General features: G+C 71.3%; 28 protein-coding genes. 25 read left to right on the top strand and 3 right to left on the bottom strand.

What is annotated here, in order from left to right:
* Window positions 1-59: 59 nt before the first annotated feature.
* Window positions 60-311 carry a hypothetical protein gene (locus tag AACH11_RS03475; RefSeq protein WP_341372803.1) on the bottom strand — a complete coding sequence of 84 codons (252 nt, stop codon included), beginning with the start codon at window positions 309-311 and terminating at the stop codon, window positions 60-62.
* 97 nt (window positions 312-408) lie between these two features.
* On the opposite strand from AACH11_RS03475, the gene AACH11_RS03470 reads away from it, so the two are divergent.
* From AACH11_RS03470 to AACH11_RS03365, 22 genes are all read left to right on the top strand, one after another.
* Entirely contained in the window at window positions 409-1,095 is a 687-nt protein-coding gene (locus AACH11_RS03470) for a hypothetical protein (protein ID WP_341372802.1), read from the top strand.
* The gene (locus tag AACH11_RS03465) at window positions 1,095-1,295 is read left to right on the top strand and encodes a hypothetical protein (protein WP_341372801.1); all 201 of its coding nucleotides are present in this window, start codon (window positions 1,095-1,097) and stop codon (window positions 1,293-1,295) included. Before AACH11_RS03470 ends, AACH11_RS03465 begins: the two co-directional genes overlap by 1 nt.
* On the top strand, window positions 1,292-2,044 hold the full coding sequence (locus AACH11_RS03460) for an SU10 major capsid protein (protein WP_341372800.1): 753 nt from the start codon (window positions 1,292-1,294) through the stop codon (window positions 2,042-2,044). The genes AACH11_RS03465 and AACH11_RS03460 overlap by 4 nt, the downstream gene beginning before the upstream one ends.
* A 26-nt stretch (window positions 2,045-2,070) precedes the next feature.
* Window positions 2,071-2,358 (top strand): hypothetical protein, encoded by a 288-nt coding sequence (locus tag AACH11_RS03455; RefSeq protein ID WP_341372799.1) that lies wholly within the window; start codon window positions 2,071-2,073, stop codon window positions 2,356-2,358.
* On the top strand, window positions 2,358-2,645 hold the full coding sequence (locus AACH11_RS03450) for a hypothetical protein (protein WP_341372798.1): 288 nt from the start codon (window positions 2,358-2,360) through the stop codon (window positions 2,643-2,645). Before AACH11_RS03455 ends, AACH11_RS03450 begins: the two co-directional genes overlap by 1 nt.
* On the top strand, window positions 2,645-4,183 hold the full coding sequence (locus tag AACH11_RS03445; protein ID WP_341372797.1) for an SGNH/GDSL hydrolase family protein: 1,539 nt from the start codon (window positions 2,645-2,647) through the stop codon (window positions 4,181-4,183). The genes AACH11_RS03450 and AACH11_RS03445 overlap by 1 nt, the downstream gene beginning before the upstream one ends.
* Window positions 4,184-4,196: 13 nt before the next feature.
* Complete coding sequence (locus AACH11_RS03440) at window positions 4,197-4,742, top strand: hypothetical protein (RefSeq protein ID WP_341372796.1); 546 nt, start codon at window positions 4,197-4,199, stop codon at window positions 4,740-4,742.
* Window positions 4,739-5,362, top strand: a complete 624-nt coding sequence (locus AACH11_RS03435; protein WP_341372795.1) for a phage adaptor protein — start codon at window positions 4,739-4,741, stop codon at window positions 5,360-5,362. The genes AACH11_RS03440 and AACH11_RS03435 overlap by 4 nt, the downstream gene beginning before the upstream one ends.
* Entirely contained in the window at window positions 5,362-6,813 is a 1,452-nt protein-coding gene (locus AACH11_RS03430) for a hypothetical protein (protein WP_341372794.1), read from the top strand. Before AACH11_RS03435 ends, AACH11_RS03430 begins: the two co-directional genes overlap by 1 nt.
* 5 nt (window positions 6,814-6,818) lie before the next feature.
* Window positions 6,819-7,166, top strand: coding sequence for a hypothetical protein (locus AACH11_RS03425; RefSeq protein ID WP_341372793.1), 348 nt, complete (start codon window positions 6,819-6,821; stop codon window positions 7,164-7,166).
* A 2-nt stretch (window positions 7,167-7,168) separates the two neighbouring features.
* Complete coding sequence (locus AACH11_RS03420; protein WP_341372792.1) at window positions 7,169-8,110, top strand: hypothetical protein; 942 nt, start codon at window positions 7,169-7,171, stop codon at window positions 8,108-8,110.
* A gap of 3 nt (window positions 8,111-8,113) precedes the next feature.
* Entirely contained in the window at window positions 8,114-9,361 is a 1,248-nt protein-coding gene (locus AACH11_RS03415; RefSeq protein WP_341372791.1) for a CFI-box-CTERM domain-containing protein, read from the top strand.
* A 26-nt stretch (window positions 9,362-9,387) separates the two neighbouring features.
* Window positions 9,388-10,647: a hypothetical protein gene (locus AACH11_RS03410; RefSeq protein WP_341372790.1), complete on the top strand. Its 1,260-nt coding sequence runs from the start codon at window positions 9,388-9,390 to the stop codon at window positions 10,645-10,647.
* A gap of 4 nt (window positions 10,648-10,651) precedes the next feature.
* Window positions 10,652-13,099: a ubiquitin family protein gene (locus AACH11_RS03405; protein WP_341372789.1), complete on the top strand. Its 2,448-nt coding sequence runs from the start codon at window positions 10,652-10,654 to the stop codon at window positions 13,097-13,099.
* Window positions 13,100-13,275: 176 nt separating this feature from the next.
* Window positions 13,276-14,208: a hypothetical protein gene (locus AACH11_RS03400; RefSeq protein WP_341372788.1), complete on the top strand. Its 933-nt coding sequence runs from the start codon at window positions 13,276-13,278 to the stop codon at window positions 14,206-14,208.
* A 7-nt stretch (window positions 14,209-14,215) separates the two neighbouring features.
* The gene (locus AACH11_RS03395) at window positions 14,216-14,491 is read left to right on the top strand and encodes a hypothetical protein (protein WP_341372787.1); all 276 of its coding nucleotides are present in this window, start codon (window positions 14,216-14,218) and stop codon (window positions 14,489-14,491) included.
* Window positions 14,488-14,859, top strand: a complete 372-nt coding sequence (locus tag AACH11_RS03390) for a hypothetical protein (protein WP_341372786.1) — start codon at window positions 14,488-14,490, stop codon at window positions 14,857-14,859. The genes AACH11_RS03395 and AACH11_RS03390 overlap by 4 nt, the downstream gene beginning before the upstream one ends.
* Window positions 14,856-15,137 carry a hypothetical protein gene (locus AACH11_RS03385; protein ID WP_341372785.1) on the top strand — a complete coding sequence of 94 codons (282 nt, stop codon included), beginning with the start codon at window positions 14,856-14,858 and terminating at the stop codon, window positions 15,135-15,137. Before AACH11_RS03390 ends, AACH11_RS03385 begins: the two co-directional genes overlap by 4 nt.
* A complete protein-coding gene (locus AACH11_RS03380) occupies window positions 15,134-15,535 on the top strand; it encodes a hypothetical protein (RefSeq protein WP_341372784.1) in 402 nt (133 codons plus the stop codon). Before AACH11_RS03385 ends, AACH11_RS03380 begins: the two co-directional genes overlap by 4 nt.
* A 2-nt stretch (window positions 15,536-15,537) precedes the next feature.
* Complete coding sequence (locus AACH11_RS03375; protein ID WP_341372783.1) at window positions 15,538-16,005, top strand: D-Ala-D-Ala carboxypeptidase family metallohydrolase; 468 nt, start codon at window positions 15,538-15,540, stop codon at window positions 16,003-16,005.
* A gap of 38 nt (window positions 16,006-16,043) precedes the next feature.
* Complete coding sequence (locus AACH11_RS03370) at window positions 16,044-16,454, top strand: hypothetical protein (RefSeq protein WP_341372782.1); 411 nt, start codon at window positions 16,044-16,046, stop codon at window positions 16,452-16,454.
* Window positions 16,444-16,623 carry a hypothetical protein gene (locus AACH11_RS03365; protein WP_341372781.1) on the top strand — a complete coding sequence of 60 codons (180 nt, stop codon included), beginning with the start codon at window positions 16,444-16,446 and terminating at the stop codon, window positions 16,621-16,623. Before AACH11_RS03370 ends, AACH11_RS03365 begins: the two co-directional genes overlap by 11 nt.
* Window positions 16,624-16,932: 309 nt before the next feature.
* Here AACH11_RS03365 and AACH11_RS03360 read toward each other — a convergent pair whose 3' ends face one another.
* Window positions 16,933-17,478 (bottom strand): NUDIX hydrolase, encoded by a 546-nt coding sequence (locus AACH11_RS03360; RefSeq protein ID WP_341372780.1) that lies wholly within the window; start codon window positions 17,476-17,478, stop codon window positions 16,933-16,935.
* 193 nt (window positions 17,479-17,671) lie between these two features.
* On the opposite strand from AACH11_RS03360, the gene AACH11_RS03355 reads away from it, so the two are divergent.
* The 3 genes from AACH11_RS03355 (at window position 17,672) to pgeF (ending at window position 19,923) form a co-directional block, all read left to right on the top strand.
* Window positions 17,672-18,382, top strand: coding sequence for a fumarylacetoacetate hydrolase family protein (locus AACH11_RS03355; protein WP_341372779.1), 711 nt, complete (start codon window positions 17,672-17,674; stop codon window positions 18,380-18,382).
* Window positions 18,383-18,448: 66 nt separating this feature from the next.
* On the top strand, window positions 18,449-19,084 hold the full coding sequence (gene maiA, locus AACH11_RS03350) for a maleylacetoacetate isomerase (protein ID WP_341372778.1): 636 nt from the start codon (window positions 18,449-18,451) through the stop codon (window positions 19,082-19,084).
* On the top strand, window positions 19,084-19,923 hold the full coding sequence (pgeF, locus tag AACH11_RS03345) for a peptidoglycan editing factor PgeF (RefSeq protein WP_341372777.1): 840 nt from the start codon (window positions 19,084-19,086) through the stop codon (window positions 19,921-19,923). Before maiA ends, pgeF begins: the two co-directional genes overlap by 1 nt.
* A 201-nt stretch (window positions 19,924-20,124) precedes the next feature.
* Here the strand turns inward: pgeF and AACH11_RS03340 are convergent, their stop codons facing one another.
* On the bottom strand, window positions 20,125-20,415 hold the full coding sequence (locus AACH11_RS03340; RefSeq protein WP_423228685.1) for a hypothetical protein: 291 nt from the start codon (window positions 20,413-20,415) through the stop codon (window positions 20,125-20,127).
* Window positions 20,416-20,587 lie beyond the last annotated feature (172 nt).

The raw sequence follows: 20,587 nt of genomic DNA, 5'->3' as shown, positions 1-20,587 counted from the left end.
CCTCAGCGCATCTGATCTGGCGACGACCGGAGCCCTCCTGGAGGCGCTTGGCGTTCGGTTCAGCCCGGCGCCGGCAGCTGATCCTGGGCCATCTGCTCCCACGGGGCCAGGCTGGCTTCGAGCGACCGCACGAAAGCTTCTGGCATGGGTGAGTTCAGCGCGCTCACGGTGAAGCGCTCGGCCTGCTCGCGCAGCAGGTCCGCGAAGGCCTGCCGCGCTTCTGGCGGCACGCATTGGACCAGCGCTGTGACGACAAAGGTCTGCGCCGTCAGTGACGCGCGCAACCGCTCGATTTCTCGTTCGATTTCCATGGGTGCCCCTGCCGTGGCAGGTGAAGTGGTTGAGGGACCTCGATCCTCCCACCGCAAGGGGCGCCCGCCCATCCATAGGCCACAGGAGGCCTGACCCATGCCCACCCCCACCAGCCGCGGCCAGCACCGCGGCGCGCCCGGTGACCTGCCGGGCTACGCGAGCGGCAGCGATGAGCGAGGCCGGCGTGATCGTCATATCGGCCAGTCTGCCGACCCCCTGAATGCGGGGCAACCCGCGGTCAGTGCGCGCCTACACACGCCGGTGGATGTCGCCAGCCTCGTCGTCGGCCGGCCGCGCACCGGCTCGCGCACCTACATCGCGCTGCAGCTGTCAGCGCGGCCCGAGGGCGTCACGTCGCTGCAGCTGAGCGTCGTGCTCGCCTGCACCGTCCAGCACGCCTGCGAAGCCCTGCAGCGCGTGATCCGCGACTGCGGCATCCCGCTGCAGCGCATCCACACCGAGCCCGTAGCAGGCCAGCGCGGTCGGCCCGAGATCCGATTCCGCCTGCCCGACGAACTGCTGGTGCATCCGACCATCGCCGATGTGCTGGCCGGATTCGAGGGCGCCCGCCGGCCCGATTTCCAGATCAGCGCGCGCCGGCCGGTGCAGGCCGAGCCGGTCGCAGCGCCTGCCGCGCTCCCGCCTGCCGCGACCGTCATCCCGCGCCGGCTCGATCGCCACGAGATCGACCCGAGCGCGCCGCTGCAGGGCGCAGGGTTCGCGGCGCTGGCCATCGGCAGCTACCCGGCGCCGCTGCGCCCGTGGACGGAGAGGACCAACTGATGCGCGCACCGCACATCCCATGGGAGCGCGACCGCTGCGCCGACCCACGCGCCAAGACCACCAAGGGCAGCGGCCGGCGCGAGGGCCAGACCTGCAACGCCATCGCCGAGCAGATCCGCCGCGAGGCCGCCGAGCGTGCGCGGACGGATCAGCCGGCGCCGGTGGTGATCGGGGCGAGGCCCGAGGAGCGCGCTCGATGACGAAGCGCTCCGACACCTGGATGCCGCTCTACATCGGCGACTACCTGGCCGACACGTCGCGCCTGACGACCGAGCAGCACGGCGCCTACCTGCTGCTGCTGATGGACTACTGGCGCAACGGCCCGCCGCCGGACGACGAGGACACGCTGGCGGCCATCGCCAAGCTGCCCGTGTCGGCCTGGCGCAAGTGCGCACCGCGTCTGCAGCCCTTCTTCAGCGTCGAGGATGGCCAGTGGCGCCAGAAACGCATGGACGCCGAGCGCGAGAAGGCGGCCGGAATCGGTGGCAAACGCAAGGCCGCAGGAGCCGCCGGAGCTGCCAAACGATGGGGCAAAGGTGATGGCAAGCTGTGCGAGGCGCTGGGCTTCAAGCAGCCGGAGCTCTTCTTCCCCAACCCCGAGCAGACGCCGGCACAGCCGCCTGCGCCGGATCCCAAGCTGGTCGAGGCGCAGAACCGCCACCAGGTCGAGATGCTGCGACTGCAGATCGAGCGGGAGAAGGCGCAGGCGGACACCGTCGACGTCTACATCAGCGACTTCGGTACGGTGAAAGCCGTGCCCAACCGCTTCCAGCGTCCGCGCACCGCTTTCGCGATCCAGTCCGACATGTGGGCCGTTGCGGTGCTGCGTCCGATGTCGACCACGCCGCTGGCCAAGACTGGCGACTCCGATCGGCGCCAGCTGCTGACCGAGTTCACGCTCGAGGCGCGCCAGGAGAAGTCCAGCGGCGCCGTGCGAGATCTGCTGTAACACGCGGGTCAAGCAAAGGAGAAGGCATGGCGCTGTCCATCTTCAACACCGGGGTGGCCATCGCCTTCAACGGCACGTCATCCGCGGCGGCGATTCCCAAGGTCTCCGGCGTGTCGGTCAAGCGGGTTCGCTTGGTGGCCACCCAGCCCTGTTGGGTGAGGCTCGGCGTGGTGGGCGTGGTCGCCGCCCCCGGCGACATCCTGGTGCAGCCGGCCGACTCGATCGAGGTTTTCATCAGCGGCAACACGCACATCGCGGTGGTGGCGCTCAGCACCGGCGGCACGCTCGGCGTCAGTCCCGTGGAGGACTGCTGATGGAGGGGGTTGCCACTCGCTACCACGCTGCCGACGGTGTGGTGGCCATCGAGCGTGCGCAGGACTGCACCCCGATCGCCGAGCACTGCGCAGCGCTGCGCCAGGCGGGCGCCACCGGCGGCGCCGACATGCGGCATGCCGCCTCGCTCCCGGCGGTCGTCGTCGAGCGCTACATCAACGACAAGGGCATCACGTTCGCCGAGTTCCTGCGGGACCCGGAGCACGCGCGGACGATGCTCAATGACCCGGCCCTGGCGGCCTTTCGGGTCTGGGAAGGAAAGGCCTGATGGACATCGTCAAGTACATCGGACTGGAGTCCCCGTGGGCCGACACCCTGACGGGGTCCGGCCTGACCTGGGTGACATCCATGTCCGCACAGGTCTCCGACGAGGTCGGCGCGATCGCGCGCGGCTACCCGGGGCTCTTCAGCCTGGTCAGCGACGGCGATGACCTCTCCAGCGCGCGTGCCGCGCAGCGCGCCGCGAACCGCCGCACCAGCGGCGCGACGCGGATCATCGGATCCCAGGGCGTCACCGTCACCAGCAGCTCGAGCACCAACACCCACTTCTACGGGATCGAGGCCGAGGCGCCGTTCTCGGCCGTCCGGCTGTGGCTGTTCTCGCGTGAGATGCAGCAGGTCTCGCGGGACTGGGAGTTCTGCGTCGCCGCGACCGAGGCCGTCGGCTACGACACGCCGACCAACGCCTTTGTGCCGCAGGTCACGCCGCCGGCGGGCTACCCGCAAGCCGGCGCTCGCCGACAGTTCAACAGCTACGTCGCGCACGCCGACGCGAACATCTACGGCTGGCGTCGCGGCACCTGGGGTGGCGCAACCAAGAGCCCCATCCTGCCGCCCGGCACCGACTGCGCCCCGTTCGCTGGCGCCGGCACGGGCCTGCTGACCGTGTGTCCAGGCATCCTGGTGAGCGACTGGATCGACTGCCGGTCCGTCCCGCCCGAGTCAGGCGCCCGCCCGCATCTGTTGATGCGGCTGCGGCGCAGCGCGGCAGCTGGGGACACCCACAGCTGGCTCAACACGTTCAACACCGACGCCGCCGGGCAGTACTACCTCTACGGCTGGGACAGGGCGCGGCAGGCCGGCCTGCCCTGGGGGCGACGCTACTACGCGCAGGACGGTGGCGCCGCGGATGGTGTGGGCACGCTCGGCAACATGCCCGGCAGCGCGCTGTCGTTCGCCGCCAACAACAACGCGAACATGGGCAGCCACGTGTTCATGGTCGAGTTCCAGTACGACCGCCCGGTCAACAGCGTCCTGGGCCTGGGCGACAGCGTCATGGAGTCGGGCGGCTACCAGATCTACGGCATGGACTCGTGGCTCACGCGCGCGGTGCTCAGCAAGTCCACGCCTCAGGAGCCCTGGACCGTCATCAACGGCGGTGCCAGCACGTGCAACGGGCCACAGTTCATGCCGCAGCTCGACGCACTCGTGCAGGCCGGGTACAGGCCGACCCATGTCGTCATGCCCAACATGTCGACCAACAACCTGGTCGCCTACGGCAACCAGACCATGCGCGTCGTGGACTTGGCCAAGCTCGACCTGCTGCACGCGCTGCGCGTGTGCGATGCCATCGGCGCGCAGCCGGTCATCTACAACAGCATCTACCAACCCGGGATCGGGGCCGGTGGCTCGAAGCAGATCTACGACGCGCTCGATGCGTTCACGAACGAGTTGTGCGGCAAGGGCGCGGCGCGGCTCGCGGACTTCCGGTCCGGCTGGCGGCCGTCCTACCTCGGTCCCGACGGCTACCACCCGTCGAGCTCCGGTATCGAGTACATGCAGGCCGTGATGGCCGCAGCCCTGTGAGGGAGCGCCAGCCATGGCAGCAGTGATCAAGGCAACCGGCGCCGCATCCGCGGTGCCACTGGTCGCATCGACGTCGACCGGCACCATCGAGACCGACGCCACCGCGCTCTCGTCCACCACCGTGTCCCTGACCGCTGGCGCGGATACCTCGACGGCCATCGGCAGCACCGCAGGCTTGCTGGTCGGCACCTATGTCGACATCGCAGGCGCCGGCGCCAGCGGAGCGAGCATGCGCGCACTGCTGCGCGGCGTGACCGCGGGCGTCAGCGTGCGCCTGGCCGCCAACCCCTCGACGACGGTGGCGGGCGCTGCGCTGGTGCCCGCCGTCAACGTGCCGTGCGACGGCCGCCCCCGCTACATCTGTCTGCTCAACCGGACGAGCCTGGAACGGCACGAGTGGTTCGAGGGCATGGACTACAACACGGCCATCAAGACCAGTCCGGCCGGGGATGTCTCGCTGGTCGCTGCTGCCGCCATCACGCCGCACGCCCTCGGCTTCTGGGTGTCGGGCGCCATGCTCCCCGTCTCCAGCAAGTTCAGCTGGTTGGCCGAGCTGTGAACTGGGCTGCGCTGAAGGCCGCGGTGACGGCCTACGCCAATCGCAGCGACCTGGTCGGGCAGATGCCGACATTCCTGGCGATGGCCGAGCAGCGCATCTATGCCGGAAGCGTCGAGCTCGGCGTGGGCCAGATGCTGCTGTCGCGCATGCTCGTCGTCGTCCCGAGCTTCGATGGCGCGATCCCGGCCGACAGCGTGCAGCTCGATCGCCTGACGGCCGTGGCCGGTGGGCGCCGCCAGCAACTGGAGTTCCGGCCGCTGGGAGAGATCACGGCGTTGCAGGCTGTGACCGGCCAGCCGGCGCACTACAGCCTGCAGGGGGCGTCGGTCGTCTACGGGCCCGCCCTGGGCTCTGGCGTCACGGTCGAGCTGCTGTACTTCGCGCGACTGCCGACACCCGTCGCCGATGCCGACGAGAACTGGCTGATGGCCGGCGCGCCGGCCGTCTACCTGCACGCGATGCTGGCCGAGGTCGGTCAGTACCTGCGTGATGCCGAGCTGAGAGACAGCGAGCTCAAGCTCTGGTCCGAGGCCCAGCGCGCGGTCATGGCCCAGGACGACCAGGACGTGCACAGCGGGAGCCAGCTGCGGATCGTCAACACCGGCATGAGGCGCTGGTGATGGGTGCGGCCGTTCCCTTCATCGGCTATGCGCCGGACGCCGATCCAACGGCAGCGGGCGTCATCGTCGACTGCTCGGCACTCATCCCCGGGCGCCGCGGCATGGTGGCGGCACCGGCGCCCGTGCCTGTGGCGGGCGCGCTGGCCTTGCCCAGCGACGCGCGCGGCGCGGCGGTTGCCGTCGACACCGCGGGCAACCGGCGCACGATCGTCGGCACCCAGCCCCGCCTGTGGCTGCTGGGCGCTGGCGGATGGTCCGATGTGTCCCGCCCGGGCGGGTACGCGGGCAGCGCCGAGGGGCGCTGGTCGTTCGCCCAGTTCGGCAATGCGGTTGTCGCGTCCAACCGGGTGGACGGCATGCAGGCCAGCGTGTCCGGCGCGTTCTCGGACATCGCGGGAGCGCCACGTGCACGGGTCGTGATCGGCGCCCCGAACTTCGTGCTCGCGCTTGCGACCTCGGATGCCACCTATGGCGATCAGCCCGATCGCTGGTGGTGCAGCGCCTTCCAGACGCACACCGACTGGACGCCGTCCGTCAGCACCCAGTGCACCACGGGGCGCCTGATCGGCGGAGGTGGCGAGCTAACTGCAGGTCTGATGCTCGGGCAGCAGCCGGTGGCCTACAAGGCCGGCAGCATGTTCGTCGGCAACTACGTCGGCGCGCCGGTGGTCTGGCAGTGGGAGCAGATCCCCGGCGATGTGGGCTGCGTCGGACCGGAGGCCGTGTGCGACATCGGTGGCGCGCACTTCTTCGTCGGCGAGTCGGACCTGTGGCTGTTCGACGGGACGCGGCCGGTACCGGTGGGTCGTGGGGCGGTGCGCGACTGGTTCTTCTCCGCCAGCAGCCCAGTGTTCCGCCATCGCACCATGCTGTTGGCCGACAGGCAGCATGAGCGGGTCTGGATCTTCTTCCCGTCGGCGGCCAGCACCACGGGCGCCTGCGACATGTGCTTGGTTTACCACGTCGCTCGCCAGGCGTGGGGCCGCGCGGACACGGTCGCGCAGGCCGTGCTGAATGCCGTCTCCCCGGCGACCTCGTTTGATGCTGCCCCGGCCACCTTCGACGCTGCGCCGGCCACGTTCGATTCGCAGCTCTGGGCGCCGGGCGGGCGGCTGCCGGCGATTGTCGGTGCCTCCCGCATGCTTCAGACGCTCAGCGGCGCCGCGGGCGCGTCCAGGCTCGTCACCGGTGACCTGGGCGACGACTTCGGCGCCTCGTTTCTGCGGCGCGTTCGCCTGCGCTTCCTCACCGAGCCGCAGTCCGCATCGGTGCAGGGGCTGGTGCGTTCCGGGCCCGGTCGCCCCCAGCTGGCAGGCGGCACCGCGGTGCTTAACGATGCCGGCTTCGACATCCGCCAGTCCGGGCGCTGGCACCGCCTCGCCTTCGATTTCTCCGGCCCCATGGAGCTCGATGCGATCGCCATCGACACCGCGGCTGCCGGCACGCGCTGAACCTCATGGCCACCGATCTGCCGCCCACCCTTCTTGTGCCCGAGGCGCCCTCACTGCCCGCCGCGCTGGCCGCGCCGGCAGATGGCCAGCGCCTGCTGGCGGTGCTGGGGCCCTGGATGCGCGCATCAGCGCGAAAGCTCAACGCCCTGGCACGGGGCAGCGCCACCGCCCGCGACGGCCTGGCCGCATCAGCGCCCACCGCCGGCGCGTGGGCCAGAGGCGACGTCGTGACCAACAGCGCACCGGCCGAGCTGGGCAGCACCGGCGCCAAGTACGTCATCCAGGGCTGGATCTGCACAGCCTCCGGCACGCCCGGCACCTGGGTGCAGCAGCGAACCCTCACTGGAAACTGATCATGGGACTCTTCGACGGCAGCAGCAGCACCAGCACCAGCACCAGCTCCACCAGCGTGCCGGACTGGGCCAAGCAGTACTACCAGGCCTACCTGGGGCAGGCCCAGGACGTGGCGTCCACGCCCTACCAGGCCTACACGGGCCAGAAGGTGGCCGGCCTGAACGACACGCAGATGCAGGCGCTCAACGCGGTGCAGCAGCGGGCGACGCAGGGGAACGAGCTGCTCAACTCGTCGAGCCAGGGGCTGCAGAGCACTGCGCAGGGGCAGTATCTCGGCACCCAGGCCGCAGCCAACCCGTCGGCCAACGCCACCAACCCCTACGCGCAGGCGGACAACCCGTACCTGCAGCAGTCCATCGACGCCGCGTCGCAGGACGTCACCCGCAACTACAACCTCTCGGTGCGGCCGCAGATGGATCAGCTGGCCGCCGCCAGCGGCAGCTTCGGCAACTCGGGTGTGCAGCAGATGCAGGTTGAGCAGCAGCGCCAGCTCGGCTCGACGCTCGGCAACTTGTCGAACAGCATGCGCAGCGCCGACTACAACCAGCGCGCACAGCTGGCCGAGAACGCCACCAACCGCCAGTTCCAGGCCGGCCAGTCGCTGGCCAGCGCGCAGAACTCGCTCTACGACAGCGAGCGCAGCCGACAGATGCAGGCTGCTCAGATGGCGCCGACCTACGCCGCCCAGGACTACACCGACGCCAGCAACCTGATGTCGGCCGGCACCACGCTGCAGAACGCCCAGCAGCAGGGCCTGGACTGGCAGTACCAGCAGTACCAGAACGCGCTGAACTACCCGACGCAGCAGCTGCAGACCTTCGGGCAGGCGCTGGGCGTGAACACCGGAAACACGACGACCACGACCACGAATCCTGGCAGCGCCTCGGCTGCGTCGCAGCTGCTGGCCGGCGGGTTGCTGGGCTACTCGCTGTTCGGGGGCTGATCGATGTTCGGCACCAACAACGGGATCGACTTGAATGCCCTGCTGAGCCAAGGGGCCGTCGGCCTGCTCGGCGGCGGGCCGCAGGCCGCTGCGGCCACCACCCCAATGTCTGGCCTGCTGGGGGCAGCCCAGTCCCAGCAGGCGCGGTCGGTCGGCCTGGGGCGCTTCGGCGCCTCCGGCAGTCCACTCGTCGCGCCGACGGCTCAGGCCCAGACCTACGCTCCTCGGCAGCTGCCGACGATCGCTGATCGAGTGGCGAGCATCAACCAGGCCAACGCCGCCCAGGCTGCAGCTGCAGCCGCGGCCGCGGCGTCTGCGAGCGCCGCGGCCGGGGATGCCGGCTCTGGCGGGCAAGATGCCGGCGGCGCCTCGTCGGGCAGCACGGCATCGGGGGGTGCCTCGTTGAGCAGCCCCTGGGGCACATCCATCGGAGCAGACGGCCGCGCCGTGGCCAACACCGTATCTGACCAGAGGGCATCCACGTTCGGCGGCCTGCTGGGCGCCGTGTTCGGCGCTGCGCCACTTGGGTCGCTGGCGGGCGTGGCGCTCAACACGGCGCTCAACTCATCCGCCAAGGGGGCGGCCGACGTCGAGAACCTCGACATCGACTCTCTGCGCGATGCCCAGAAGGCCTACGAGGCTCAGCCTGACGACGCAGCGCAGCAGGCGGCCGTCGAGGCTGCCGCCGCAGCAGATGTCGCAACAGGCGGCGGGCAGGGCGCAGACCCCGGCGGCATGCTCGGTGGCACTCTGGGCGACTTCGGGGACCTTGGCAGCCAGCTCGGCTCCAGCCTGGGAGGGCTGGGCGACATCGGCAACCTGGGCGACACCAGCGGGCTCGGCGGCGCGGCCGATCTCGGGCAGTACGGCTCGGAGTCGGGTGGGGGCTCCAGCAGTTCCGGCGAGAGCAGCTGCTTTCTCACAACGGCTGCCGTGCACTGCCTCGGGCTGCCCGACAACTGCGACGAGCTGCAGACCCTGCGCGCCTTCCGTGATCGCGTCATGTGCGCCACCCCAGAAGGCGCGGCCGATGTCGCGACCTACTACGCCACCGCGCCCGGCGTGGTGCGCGCCGTGGACGCCCGGCAGGACGCTGCGCTCGTCTGGCGGCGGATGTGGGCGGCCTACATCGTCCCGGCGGTGGCCGCGATCCGGGCCGGGGACGATGCGGGCGCCTACCGGATCTACCGGCGGTGCGCCGCGTGGGCGGCTCGACAGGCTTTCCCGTCTGGCGATTCGCAGACATCCTGACGCCCATCCGGCTCCGAGTGCTGACCATGAACTTGATGGGACTGCTGTCCAACAACCTCGACCTGAGCAGTCCCGATCCCGCGGCCGCCAACAAGGCGGCCCAGACGCAGGGACTGCTCACCCTGGCCGCCGGCCTGCTGCAGCCGGGCAGTCTGTCGTCTGCAGCGGCCAGCGCGCTGCCTCAGGCCCTGCAGGCCTACAACGGGGCGCAGCAGCAGATCCGCGGCCGCCAGCTCGATGCGCTGCAGATGCAGCAAGCCAGGGTCGGCCTCGAAAAGTCGCAGCTCGATCTTGCGGATGCACAGCGCTCCCGCGAGCGCCTGAAGCAGGTCGACGCCCTTGCATCGCAGTTCGTACGCAGCCCCCAGCAGCAGGCGATGGCCGCCAGCGGCGGACCGACGGCGGCCGCGGCGCAGGCGTCATCCACGGCTGCGCCCGGCTACGACTTCCAGGGCTACGCTCAGGCGCTGGCCGGCCTGGACCCCGCGAAGGCGCTGGCCCTGCAGCAGTCGCTGGCCAAAGACGACACCCCTGTCGCGCTCGGCGATGGCGGCATGCTGGTCACGCGCACGGGGCGTGTCCTGGCCCAGAACCCGAAGGATGGCGCTGCGAAGGTCTCAGATCTGGGCAGGCTCATCCAGGAGATGCAGGCCCTGTCGCCGGATAGCCCCATGCGCCCGGCCTACCTGGATGCCATCCGCAAGGCTTCCACCCACCAGCCGGCAGCCAGCCAGAGCGTCACCGTCTCCGGCGACAAATCGTTCGCCGAGGTCTTCGCCAAGAATGCGGCCACGCGCCTGGCCGACAGTGCCGAGGCGGCGCGCGCTGCGGCGTCGTCAGTTCAGACCATCGATCGAGCCATCGGCGTGCTGGACGGCGGGCGCGTGTTGACCGGCCCGGGCTCGACGGCTGTCACCGTGCTGGCGCAGCTGGGGCAGCAGATGGGCGTCACCGGCAAGGACACGGCCGACGTCCTCAGTCGCACGCGGCAGTTGATGCAGACCTCGGCGTCCCTGGCTGTCGACGGCGCGAAGGCCCTGGCCGGCCAAGGCCAGATCACCGACGCGGAGCGCTCCCTGATCTCACGGGTCTCCGGCGGGGAAATTGATCGCCTGACGGCACCCGAGATCCGCGCCGTGCTGGGCGCGCTGCGCAAGGTCAACGTGGCGAAGGTGCAGGCCCACCAGCAGGAGCTGGCCAAGGTGCCGCAGCAGTTCCGAGAGTTTGCGCCCATCTACCGGGTGGACATGCCGGCCGGCGCGCCCCCATCGATCAGCAACTGGTGACGCCATGCCTCGCGACATCACCGTGACCTTCGAGGATGGGTCCACGCACGTCTACCGCGGAGCGCCTGATGGCGTCACGCCGGAGCAGGTCGCTGGGCGCGCATCCAAGGACTTCGGCAAGGCGGTGGCCGGGCTCGACGGTGGGCGCCCGGCGGCTTCAGCCCCGTCGGGGCCCGGTCAGGGCTCACGCGCGCGGGCCCAGCAGGCATCGGCCAACATCCTCGGCGACACAGCCAGCAACCTGGTGCGCGGGACACTGCGCGGCGCGAAGGACGTGATCGACACCGGCGCCGAGGCGCTGGCCGGCGGCTGGGACAGCCTGACCGGCGGGAACGAGGGAGCGCGGGTTCGCGCGATGAATGCGGACGGGCGAGCCCAGTACGCGCAGTCCCTGTCTGGCAGCGGCATCGGAGGTGGCGCGGGTCGCCTCATCGGCCAGACGGTGGCCACGCTTCCGATTGGCGGCGCCGTGGCTGCACCGCTGAAGCTGGCGGCGCGCGCCGGCGTGGCGCCGTCCGTGCTCGCCCCCGTGGCCGAGGCCGTCGGCTCAGCAGGCATGCGCACGGGCCTCACGCCGACCACCCTGGCGGGGCGCGCCGGCAACATGGCCGCGCGGATGGCGGGGGGCGCGATCAATGGTGGCGCATCCGCGGCGATGGTGGATCCGCAAAGCGCAGGCGCAGGCGCCGCCGTGGGGGCCGCGCTGCCGCCCGTCCTCAAGGGGGCCGGCTTGGCGGCGCGTGTCGGCGTCGGTGTGGCGCGAGGCGCGCGCGATGCGATGAGCCCGACCCAGGTCACCGCTGCGCGTGAGCTGGCGGACGCACTGGGCGTGTCCGTGGACGAGTTGCCGGCCACCATCGCGCAACTGAGGGCCGCGCAGACGCTGGTGCCAGGCGCCAAGCCCACGGTGGCCCAGGCACTGCCGACGCCGCAATCCGCCATCCTGTCGCGCGTGGTGCATGACAGCCCGGGTGGCCGGGTGCTGCAGCAGACGCTGATCGATCAGGAAGCCGCACGGGGGGCTGCGCTCGGTCGCGTGCAGCCGACGGCGGCAGGCAAGACCGCTGGCGAAGCGGCCGAAAGCCTGGGGCGCACCGCGGCCGACGAGGCGGGCGCTTGGCGCGACATGCTCAAGCAGGCCGCCCGCGACCAGTACAACAGCCCTGCGCTGCAAGGTGTGCAGCTGGCCTTGCCCGACAAGGCGGCGGTGGCCGATGCGGTGGGCAAGTTCTTTCCTGGCCAGGCCTTCGCCCATGCCCCGGGTGACCTGCGCTCTCTGGTGGGGCGCCTGCAGGCGGAAGAACCGGTCTCGATCCAGGAGTTCGATGCGCTGCGCAAGCTGGCGGGCAACCGCGCGCGCGACCTGGCCGACAGCGACCGCACGGCCTCGGCGGCCTGGGGGGCGGTACGCGGCCTGTTCGACGATGCTGAGCGGGCGGCCATCGCCAAGTCGAGCGCGCCGAAGCCGGGCGGCGCCACTCTGGAGGCCGGCCGAACTGCGAGCGCGGCCGATGGCGCGGCCGCGCGGCCGCCATCCGGAGATCCAGCGGCGGAGGTCGGCGTGCCGGATCTCGAGGCCTCATTTCGGGCCTTTGATCGAAGTCTGAACCCGCGACGCTACGTCGACCCCCTGGCGGGCGCCATGCCCGCCGATGCAGGCCAGGCGCTGGCCAGCGGCCGAGCCTTGCACGCAGAGAAGGTGCGCCGCTTCGAGCAGGGTCCCTTTTCCTACGCGTGGCGCACCGGCGGCGACGGCCTTCCCATGGCGCAGGGTGCGGAGCTGGGCAAGCGCCTGGTCAACGGTGGCAGCAGCCAGGTGGCCGACGCGCAGGCACTGAAGGGCGCGGTACTTGAGCGCGGACCGACCATGCAGGCAGCGCGCGACTACGCGCTGGCCGACCTGATCGAGCGCAGCACCAATCGCGACACCGGCAAGGTGCTGTCGAGCCGGTTGCGCGCCAACATCGACGCACGAGCCGGCATGCTCAAGGAACTGCTGACGCCCCAGCAGTGGCAGGCGCTCAACGCGCTGGCGGACGATGCGTCGCGTGCCACGGAGGCCGCAGGGCGGGCCGTGTCCGGCTCGAAGACGTACCAGAGCAGCGCGAATGCCCTGCGGGTGGGTCTGCTCGGCTCGCCGGCCTTGCAATCAGGACTGGAGCGCCTGCCGGGCGGCCGCTACTTGGCGGCCGGCGCTGCAGCGATGGCCAGGGGGGCCAGCGAACAGAAGGCCGAGCGGCTGGCCGGCCTGCTGGCTGATCCCGCGGCGGCTGCCGAGGCCCTGCAGCGGCTGCAGCCGAGCCCAGCCGGCCGAGCGGTGCGCGGCCTGCTCGACATGGGGGACAACGCCTGGAGCGATCCGCTCCCGCTGATCGACATCAGTCTCGGCGATCTGATGCGCCGCGGCGGCTATCGGGCGGCTCCTCTTCTCCCGGCAGGGGGCGACCGGTGATGCCGCAGTACACGCCTTGCGCGATTGCGAAGGCCAGCATGACGCCGGCCTTCAACAGCACGTGCTTGGCCGTCAGCAGCCACGCCCAGAGGTCCGACAGGTGTTGTGTGAGCCAGCTCATGGAACAAGCCTAGCACTCAAGATCAGCGAGCGAATCCACCCGAGAGCAGACCCAGATGTCCATCCCGACCGCCATCAGCGACCTGTCCACGTCCGTCGCGCTGAACCCGCCCGACGGCGCCGATCAACTGAACACCGTTGACGACCACCTGCGCGCCCATGCCGCGTTCATCGCGCAGCTGTGGGCGCTGGTGGGATCGGCCTCGGGGCCGCTGAACAGCACCGCGTTTGGCACCGGGAGCCTGACCTACAACGGCACGCTGACCGGTGGCACCGGCGTGATCAACATCGGTGCTGGGCAGATCTACAAGGATGCCGCCGGCTCGGTGGGCATCGGTGGCGGTGCGCCAGCTGCGGGCTATCGACTGGACGTCGCGGGGGGACAGCGGCTGAACGCGGCGGCCGGCGGCTTCCTGGATCTGGCGCTGGGCGGCGCCCTCAGAGGCAACTTGGTGGCCGCGTCCTACGGCCTGCTGATCAACAGCCAGACCACGACGACGGCGATCAACCCGAACGGCGGCAACGTCAGCATCGGCATCGGTCAAGACCGCGGCGTCACGCTGCACGTCAACGGCACGATCGGCCTGCCAGACGCCGTCACCGGCATCAGCGGCATCGTGGGGCTCGGCAACCCGGGAGACACCTTCGTGGTCGACACCAACAAGGTGATCAACCACTACGGCTTGTGCTGGAAGAACTTCACGGACGGCGCCGGGTCGGCGGCGCTCTCGGGCTACGGCGGGGTCCGGATTTACACCGGTGGCGCCGAGCGCATGCGCGTGGCCAGCACAGGCGCTGTCGGCCTCGGGACGTCATCCCCGACCGCTCGACTGGACATCAACGACGACACGGTGCGCCTGCGATCCGCGCGCACCCCGGCATCCGCGACCGCAGCCGGAAACCAGGGCGACATCTGCTGGGACGCCAGCTACGTCTACGTCTGCGTGGCCGCGAACCTGTGGCGCCGCTCGGCGCTCTCGGCGTGGTGAGGCGCTGATGCTGCCCATCATCCCTGTCGACAAGGCCAACCACATGGTCTACGGCGGCGTCGCCGGCTTGCTGGGCGCCGCCCTCGGGGGCGCCGCGGGCGCCCTGGTGGCGGGTGCGGTTGTCGCGGCCGGAAAGGAGTTGGTCGACCTGGCCGGCAACCGGCGCGCCCTTGCGCGTGGCGCACCCCCTCCGCATGGCGTCGAGTGGCTCGACGGTGCGGCAACCCTGGCTGGTGCAGCGGTTCCGGCACTGGCCATCCTGCTGAAAGGAACCATCACGTGACAGAGTCTCCTGCGCTTCCGCTGGCCGCAGCCGCCGGGCTGGCCTCGGCAGCACTCGCCGCGGCAGGGCTGACGTGGCCGCAGCTTCTCTTTGCTGCATGTGGCGCCTTCATCGGCGCCGGGGGCACGCGCCAGCGCGGCCCCCTGCGTGCGGTCGGCGCATTCGCTGCAACCGTCGTTCTGGCGGCCAAGGCGGGTGGCGCTGGCGCCGCCTATCTGGTGCACGCCGGCGGGCTGACCGGAGAGCCGCTTGCTCAGGCCCTGGCCGCCGCGATCGGGCTGTTCTTCCACCCGCTGGCCAGCGCCTGCGCTGCACGCATCCAGGCCGGCGCGCCGGCCGGCCACACAGACACCGAGGCCGCACGATGATCGCTGTACTGCTCGCCCTATCCATCGCCCTGGCGGTGGCATGCGTCTGCCGCATCGCGCCACTGACCTGGCGCAGCGCCCCCTTTGTGATGGGTGGCCACGTGGTCGCAGGTGCTGCAGCGATGTGGGCGGCAGCCCAGGCCGGGCAGGGCGCGGCCTCAGGCGACGCTGTGGCAGCGGCGCTTGCGTCGGCAGCATGGCTGTTGGCCCCCATGTCGTGGTCGCGCCGCGACATCGTCGAGATCGCGCGCGAGGCGCGGCAGGAGCTGTCGCCTTGAGCGCGCACCGTCAGCGGCGCCCGCACGTCGAGGAAGAGCACGGCCCGGGCGGCACCCGCGTGATCATCCAGGACGCGCCGGGCCGAATCTGGGGCCCGCGCGCCCGCACCTACAGCCCGACCATCATCTCGGCTCACACCCTGGCCGACCTGGCTGCGCGCGAGCGCATCGCCTCGACCACGATGCCGCCGGACGAGGGCACTCTGCCGCCGCTGCCGGCGCTGCCGGCGCTGCACGACGACATCGATCCGCCGGCGCCGCCTCGGCGGTCATCTCCGCGGCAGCCGCTGCGCCGTCGCGACAGCTGGGCGCGCCTCGCGCTCGTCGTGCTGCCCATCCTCACCCCGGCCCTGGTCGGCGCCGGCCTGGCGCTGCTGGCGGCCGCCCACTGGAGCTGATCGTGACCGAGAACTTCTCGCTGTCCGAGTTCACCCGCTCGACGACCGCCGCGCGTCGGGGGCTGCCCAACACCCTCCCAGGCGAGCTGATGCCCGCCGCGCTGCAGACGCTGGCCATGCTGGAGCGCATCCGGGCGCACCTTTCTGCCGCGGCCGGCCGCGACATCCCCGTGCAGATCCTGAGCGGCTACCGCGCGCCCGCCGTCAACACGGCGGTGGGCGGCTCCGCCAACAGCGACCACATGCGCGCATCGGCCGCCGACATCATCGCGCCGGCCTTCGGGCCCGCCATCGACGTCGCGCGCGAGCTGGCCGCGCACGTCGGCGACCTGCGCATTGGCCAGCTGATCAACGAGTTCCCGGGGGCCTCCGGCTGGGTCCACGTCAGCACGCGCGCGCCGCTCGCTGTCGTCAACCGCGTCATCACGATCACCGCCGCCGGCCCCCGCGCTGGCATCGTGAGCGCCTGATGCCGTCTCTGGCACCCCTGCGCCTCGCCGTGCCCGTCGTGCTGCTGCTGGCCGGGATCGCTGCCGGCTGGAGTGCTCGTGCCGTGCTGGCCGACCGCGACACCACCCGCACCGCCCTGGCCACCGCCACCGCCGACACCGCCCGCCGCGACGACCAGGCCGAGGCCCAGCGCCTGCAGCGCCGCACAGCCGACACCGCGGCCACCGACCTCGACACCACCCGCCGGCAGCTGGACGACGTCCGCCGCCGACTCACTGCCCGGGAGCTCGCCCGACATGCTGACCCCGACCCGACCCGCGCGGCTGATCGCGCGCGTGCTGACGCTGCTGTGTGCATCGACGCTGACGGCCTGCGCGACATCGCCGAGGCCGTCGGCGCCGGCGGCGATCTGGCCCGAGATCCCGGCCGCGCTGCGGGCGCCGTGCCGGACGCCGACGGTGCTCGCTGACGGCGCGGCCGCCGCGGTGCGGGCGTGGGCGGTGCAGACGGTGCTCGATGCGCGCGAGTGCGCGGCGCGGCATCAGGCACTGGCCCGCGCGCTGCATCCGCCGGCCGGCAGCGGGCACCCGTCCGGGGGCGCTGCTGCTGCTGCCGAACATGGCGCCAACTCCTTCTAACTTGCCATCCTCCACCCAGTAGGGTATTCTGGATTGCGAAGCCATACGGGTTAGAAGAAAATCAATCTAAGTTGTTGATTTTTATGGGAATCCCGCACTGCTTTGGGAGCAGAGGGTCGGATGTTCGAATCATCTCACCCCGACCATATAAATCAACGATTTGGCGCAGTTCAGAGGCTGCAGCGGCTTCTGACTTTTCCGGGGTCTTCTAACCTCGGTCACCTCGTCGCTTCAGGTCCTGCACCCGTTCGGGTGGGTGCATGCTGGCGACGCCCCGGGCTGATCCGGCGTTGATCCGGCTCCGGGCCTTCAGGTGATGTCCGCGCAGTGCAGCGTGTACTGGCCGCTGCGGCGGCAGTCGAAGTAGTGCTGCAGCGTCTGGCGCACCGTGCGGAAGGCGATCTGCTCCCACGGGATCTCGTCCTCGCGGAACAGCCGGGCCTCCAGCGTCTCCGGCCCCGGATCCAGCGTCTCGTCGAGCATGCGCGCGCGGTAGAAGAAGTGGACCTGGCCGGCCGGCACCACGTTCATCACCGCGAACAGCCCGTCGAGCGCGATGCGCGCGCCGGCTTCCTCGGTGGTCTCGCGCACGGCGCCTTCGGCCACCGTCTCACCGAGCTCCATGAAGCCCGCCGGCAGCGTCCACAGGCCGCGCCGCGGCTCGATCGCGCGTCGGCACAGCAGCACCTGCTCGCCCCAGACGGGCAAGGTGCCGACGACGTTCAACGGGTTTTCGTAGTGGATCTCGCCACAGGCCGGGCAGACCGCGCGTGCGCGGTTGTCCTCGGGCGGGACGCGGTAGTCCACGGCGGTGCCGCAGCGCCGGCAGTGCTTGATCGGGCGGGACTGGAGCATGGCCCGGCAGTGTAGCCGCGTGCCCATGGCCTGTCGGCCCGCGGTGGATGCGTGCTCGTGCATGCATCCGCGTCCTGCACCGAACCGCGGCGCCAGGCGCCGGCCGGCGTCGACCCTGATGGCATCATCGTCGGCAGCCCGGGCGCGATTCTTGCCCGTCCCGACTTCCCTGACCGGTGCCACGCCCGCTGCCATGACCGAGACCGCCGAGACCGTGATCCCCGCTCCTGCCCTCGTCACCGTGCCCGTGACCGGTGGCGGTCTGTTCCCGGTGCACCGCATCTACTGCGTTGGCCGCAACTACGCCGAGCACGCGCAGGAGATGGGCCACAGCGGCCGCGAGGCGCCGTTCTTCTTCATGAAGCCGGCCGACGCCGTGCTGCCGGTGCCCGACGGCGCCTGCGGCCGCATGGCGATGCCGCCGCTGACGCAGGACCTGCACCACGAGGTCGAACTGGTGGCCGCGCTCGGCCGTGGCGGGCGTGACATCCCGGTCGAGCAGGCGCTCGACCATGTCTGGGGCTGGGCCATCGGCCTGGACATGACCCGGCGTGACCTGCAGGCCGACGCCAAGCGCCAGGGCCGGCCCTGGTGCATCGCCAAGGGCTTCGACCAGTCGGCGCCGATCGGCCCGCTGCACCCGCGTCAGCGCGTCGGCGACCTCACGCGCGGCGCGATCGGCCTGAGCGTCGATGGCCAGCCGCGGCAGTCGGGCGACCTGGCGCAGATGATCTGGAGCGTGGCCGAGACCATCGCCGCGCTGTCGCGGGCCTGGACCCTGCAGCCGGGCGATCTGATCATGACCGGCACGCCCGCCGGCGTCGGTGCGGTGCGTGCGGGACAGCGCATGCAGGCGGCCATCGCCGGGCTGGGCACGCTGGACGTCGAGGTGGTCGAGGCCTGAAGCCCCGACCGTCACCGCCGCGTGGCCGTCCGCCGGCCGCCGCGACGATCACAAGGAGACTGCCTGATGCAGCTGTACAACTACTTCCGATCCTCCGCGTCCTACCGCGTGCGCATCGCGCTCGCGCTCAAGGGGCTGGACTACGACTACCTGCCGGTGCACCTGGTGCGCAACGAGCAGCAGGGCGAGGCCTACACCGCGCTCAACACGGCGGCACTGGTGCCCACGCTGGTCGATGGCGAGCAGACGGTCAGCCAGTCCCTGGCCATCATCGAGTACCTTGACGAGACGCACCCGCAGCCACCGCTGCTGCCCGCCGATGCGGCGGGCCGCGCCCGCGTGCGGGCACTGGCGCTCGACATCGCCTGCGAGATCCATCCGCTGAACAATCTGCGGGTGCTGCGTTTCCTGACGCGCGACATGCGGATCTCCGAGGACGACAAGAACCGCTGGTACCGCCACTGGGTCGAGACCGGGCTGAGCGCGGTCGAGCAGCGGCTGCAGGCCGCGCCGTCGCGCTTCTGCCATGGCGAGCAGCCGACGCTGGCCGACTGCGTGCTGGTGCCGCAGATCTTCAACGCGCAGCGCTTCGACTGCCGGCTCGACCACGTGCCCCAGATCATGCGGGTGTTCGACGCCTGCATGGCGCTGCCGGCCTTCAGCGGTACCCAACCCTCGGCCTGCCCGGACGCGGAGGCCTGATGGTGGATTCGTTGCCGGCCGACTGGCCTGGGGCCTGGTCGCCGGACTGGGCGGCCCCGCCGCAGGTCGTCGCCCGCATGAGCACGCGCCTGGGCGGCCACAGTGCGCCGCCCTGCGACAGCCTGAACTTCAAGCGCTCGCCCGGCCTCGTGCCCGCGCAGGCCGCGGCCGAGACGCTGGCCGTGCAGGCCAACCGGGCCCGCTGGGCGCAGGCCCTCGGCGCGCAGCCGGTGTGGCTGGACCAGGTCCACGGCATCGTCGTGCAGCGGCTCGACGGCCGGCTGCTGCAGGCGCTGGCGGCCGGTGCGGCGGCACCGGTGGCCGATGCCGCGATCACGACCGAGCCCGGCATCGCCTGCACGGTGATGGTGGCCGACTGTCTGCCGGTGCTGCTGTGCACGCGCGATGGCCGGGCCGTCGGCGCGGCCCATGCCGGCTGGCGCGGCCTGGCCGGTGGCGTGCTGGAGGCCACCGCCACCGCCCTGTGCGAGGCCGCCGACGTCGGTCCGGACCAACTGCTGGCCTGGCTGGGCCCGTGCATCGGGCCGCAGGCCTTCGAGGTCGGGCCCGAGGTGCTGCAGGCCTTCGGTGCCGAGCCGCTCGAGGTCTGCACCGATCCTGCCTTCGTGGCCCGGCGTGATGGCCAGGGGCGGCTGCGCTGGTTGGCCGACCTGCCGGCGCTGGCGCGTCGGCGCCTGCAGGCGGCCGGGCTGGGCGCGGTCGATGGCGGGCGCTGGTGCACCGTCAGCGACCCGCGGCGCTGGCATTCCTATCGCCGGGATCACGCGGCCGGGCCGACCGGCCGGCTGGCGGCGTCGATCGCGATCCGGCCGCTTTGAGCGGCCGCGCTGAAGGTCTGTGTTGATCCCCCGGCGCTGAACCGCCGGCGCTGGGCGGCCACCCGGCATGGCCGTTTCCGGTGGCCGGCCACCCGCGACGGCCGCAGGATGCGACGCCTGCCGCTATCCCGCCACGCCGCCGCGCCAGGAGCCCGGTGCATCGGACCTGCCGTGCGCGCCGCGTGCGGGATCACGCCTGGCTCAGGCGTCCGGCTGCGCCCCGCTGCGGTGGGCCGGCGCGTCGGCCTGCGCGGTACCCGACTCGGCACCCGGCGCTGCACCCACCGATTCAGCCATCTGCTCTCGTGCGCGCCGCAGCGCGCGTCGCGCCGGCGTGCCCAGGATGTAGAGCACCGGCACCAACGGCAGCGCCCCGTAGAGCAGCAGCGTGAAGAAGGCGCCGAGCAGGCTGCCCTGGGGCGACAGCGCCTCGGCTGCGGCCATCAGGACGACGACGAAGATCCAGCCGATGGCGACGATGGGGATGACCATTATTTTCACATTGCAATATACGACACCACAGCTTGAAAAATGGCGTCATGCTGCGGTAAGCTATCGTGCGTACAAAGTCTCAAGGTCGCAAGGCAGTCGACGACCGGAGGCCTTGTCCATCATGCACTTCGGTCGCGGCCTCCAGCCTGCGGCGCCTGCGGAGGAGACTCTT

It is taken from the genome of Pseudaquabacterium rugosum, assembly GCF_038066575.1.
Classification (GTDB): domain Bacteria; phylum Pseudomonadota; class Gammaproteobacteria; order Burkholderiales; family Burkholderiaceae_C; genus Pseudaquabacterium; species Pseudaquabacterium rugosum.
This window is presented reverse-complemented; position numbering and strand designations above follow the sequence as displayed.

Bases quoted from the DNA above. Each gene is read 5' to 3' on its own strand.
- AACH11_RS03455 (WP_341372799.1), top strand. From the start codon at position 2,071: ATGGCGCTGTCCATCTTCAACACCGGGGTGGCCATCGCCTTCAACGGC.
- AACH11_RS03430 (WP_341372794.1), top strand. From the start codon at position 5,362: ATGGGTGCGGCCGTTCCCTTCATCGGCTATGCGCCGGACGCCGATCCA.
- AACH11_RS03465 (WP_341372801.1), top strand. From the start codon at position 1,095: ATGCGCGCACCGCACATCCCATGGGAGCGCGACCGCTGCGCCGACCCA.
- AACH11_RS03395 (WP_341372787.1), top strand. From the start codon at position 14,216: ATGCTGCCCATCATCCCTGTCGACAAGGCCAACCACATGGTCTACGGC.
- AACH11_RS03360 (WP_341372780.1), bottom strand. From the start codon at position 17,478: ATGCTCCAGTCCCGCCCGATCAAGCACTGCCGGCGCTGCGGCACCGCC.
- AACH11_RS03425 (WP_341372793.1), top strand. From the start codon at position 6,819: ATGGCCACCGATCTGCCGCCCACCCTTCTTGTGCCCGAGGCGCCCTCA.
- AACH11_RS03385 (WP_341372785.1), top strand. From the start codon at position 14,856: ATGATCGCTGTACTGCTCGCCCTATCCATCGCCCTGGCGGTGGCATGC.
- AACH11_RS03450 (WP_341372798.1), top strand. From the start codon at position 2,358: ATGGAGGGGGTTGCCACTCGCTACCACGCTGCCGACGGTGTGGTGGCC.
- AACH11_RS03405 (WP_341372789.1), top strand. From the start codon at position 10,652: ATGCCTCGCGACATCACCGTGACCTTCGAGGATGGGTCCACGCACGTC.
- AACH11_RS03440 (WP_341372796.1), top strand. From the start codon at position 4,197: ATGGCAGCAGTGATCAAGGCAACCGGCGCCGCATCCGCGGTGCCACTG.
- maiA (WP_341372778.1), top strand. From the start codon at position 18,449: ATGCAGCTGTACAACTACTTCCGATCCTCCGCGTCCTACCGCGTGCGC.
- AACH11_RS03445 (WP_341372797.1), top strand. From the start codon at position 2,645: ATGGACATCGTCAAGTACATCGGACTGGAGTCCCCGTGGGCCGACACC.
- AACH11_RS03400 (WP_341372788.1), top strand. From the start codon at position 13,276: ATGTCCATCCCGACCGCCATCAGCGACCTGTCCACGTCCGTCGCGCTG.
- AACH11_RS03420 (WP_341372792.1), top strand. From the start codon at position 7,169: ATGGGACTCTTCGACGGCAGCAGCAGCACCAGCACCAGCACCAGCTCC.
- AACH11_RS03415 (WP_341372791.1), top strand. From the start codon at position 8,114: ATGTTCGGCACCAACAACGGGATCGACTTGAATGCCCTGCTGAGCCAA.
- pgeF (WP_341372777.1), top strand. From the start codon at position 19,084: ATGGTGGATTCGTTGCCGGCCGACTGGCCTGGGGCCTGGTCGCCGGAC.
- AACH11_RS03410 (WP_341372790.1), top strand. From the start codon at position 9,388: ATGAACTTGATGGGACTGCTGTCCAACAACCTCGACCTGAGCAGTCCC.
- AACH11_RS03475 (WP_341372803.1), bottom strand. From the start codon at position 311: ATGGAAATCGAACGAGAAATCGAGCGGTTGCGCGCGTCACTGACGGCG.
- AACH11_RS03355 (WP_341372779.1), top strand. From the start codon at position 17,672: ATGACCGAGACCGCCGAGACCGTGATCCCCGCTCCTGCCCTCGTCACC.
- AACH11_RS03340 (WP_423228685.1), bottom strand. From the start codon at position 20,415: ATGGTCATCCCCATCGTCGCCATCGGCTGGATCTTCGTCGTCGTCCTG.
- AACH11_RS03460 (WP_341372800.1), top strand. From the start codon at position 1,292: ATGACGAAGCGCTCCGACACCTGGATGCCGCTCTACATCGGCGACTAC.
- AACH11_RS03470 (WP_341372802.1), top strand. From the start codon at position 409: ATGCCCACCCCCACCAGCCGCGGCCAGCACCGCGGCGCGCCCGGTGAC.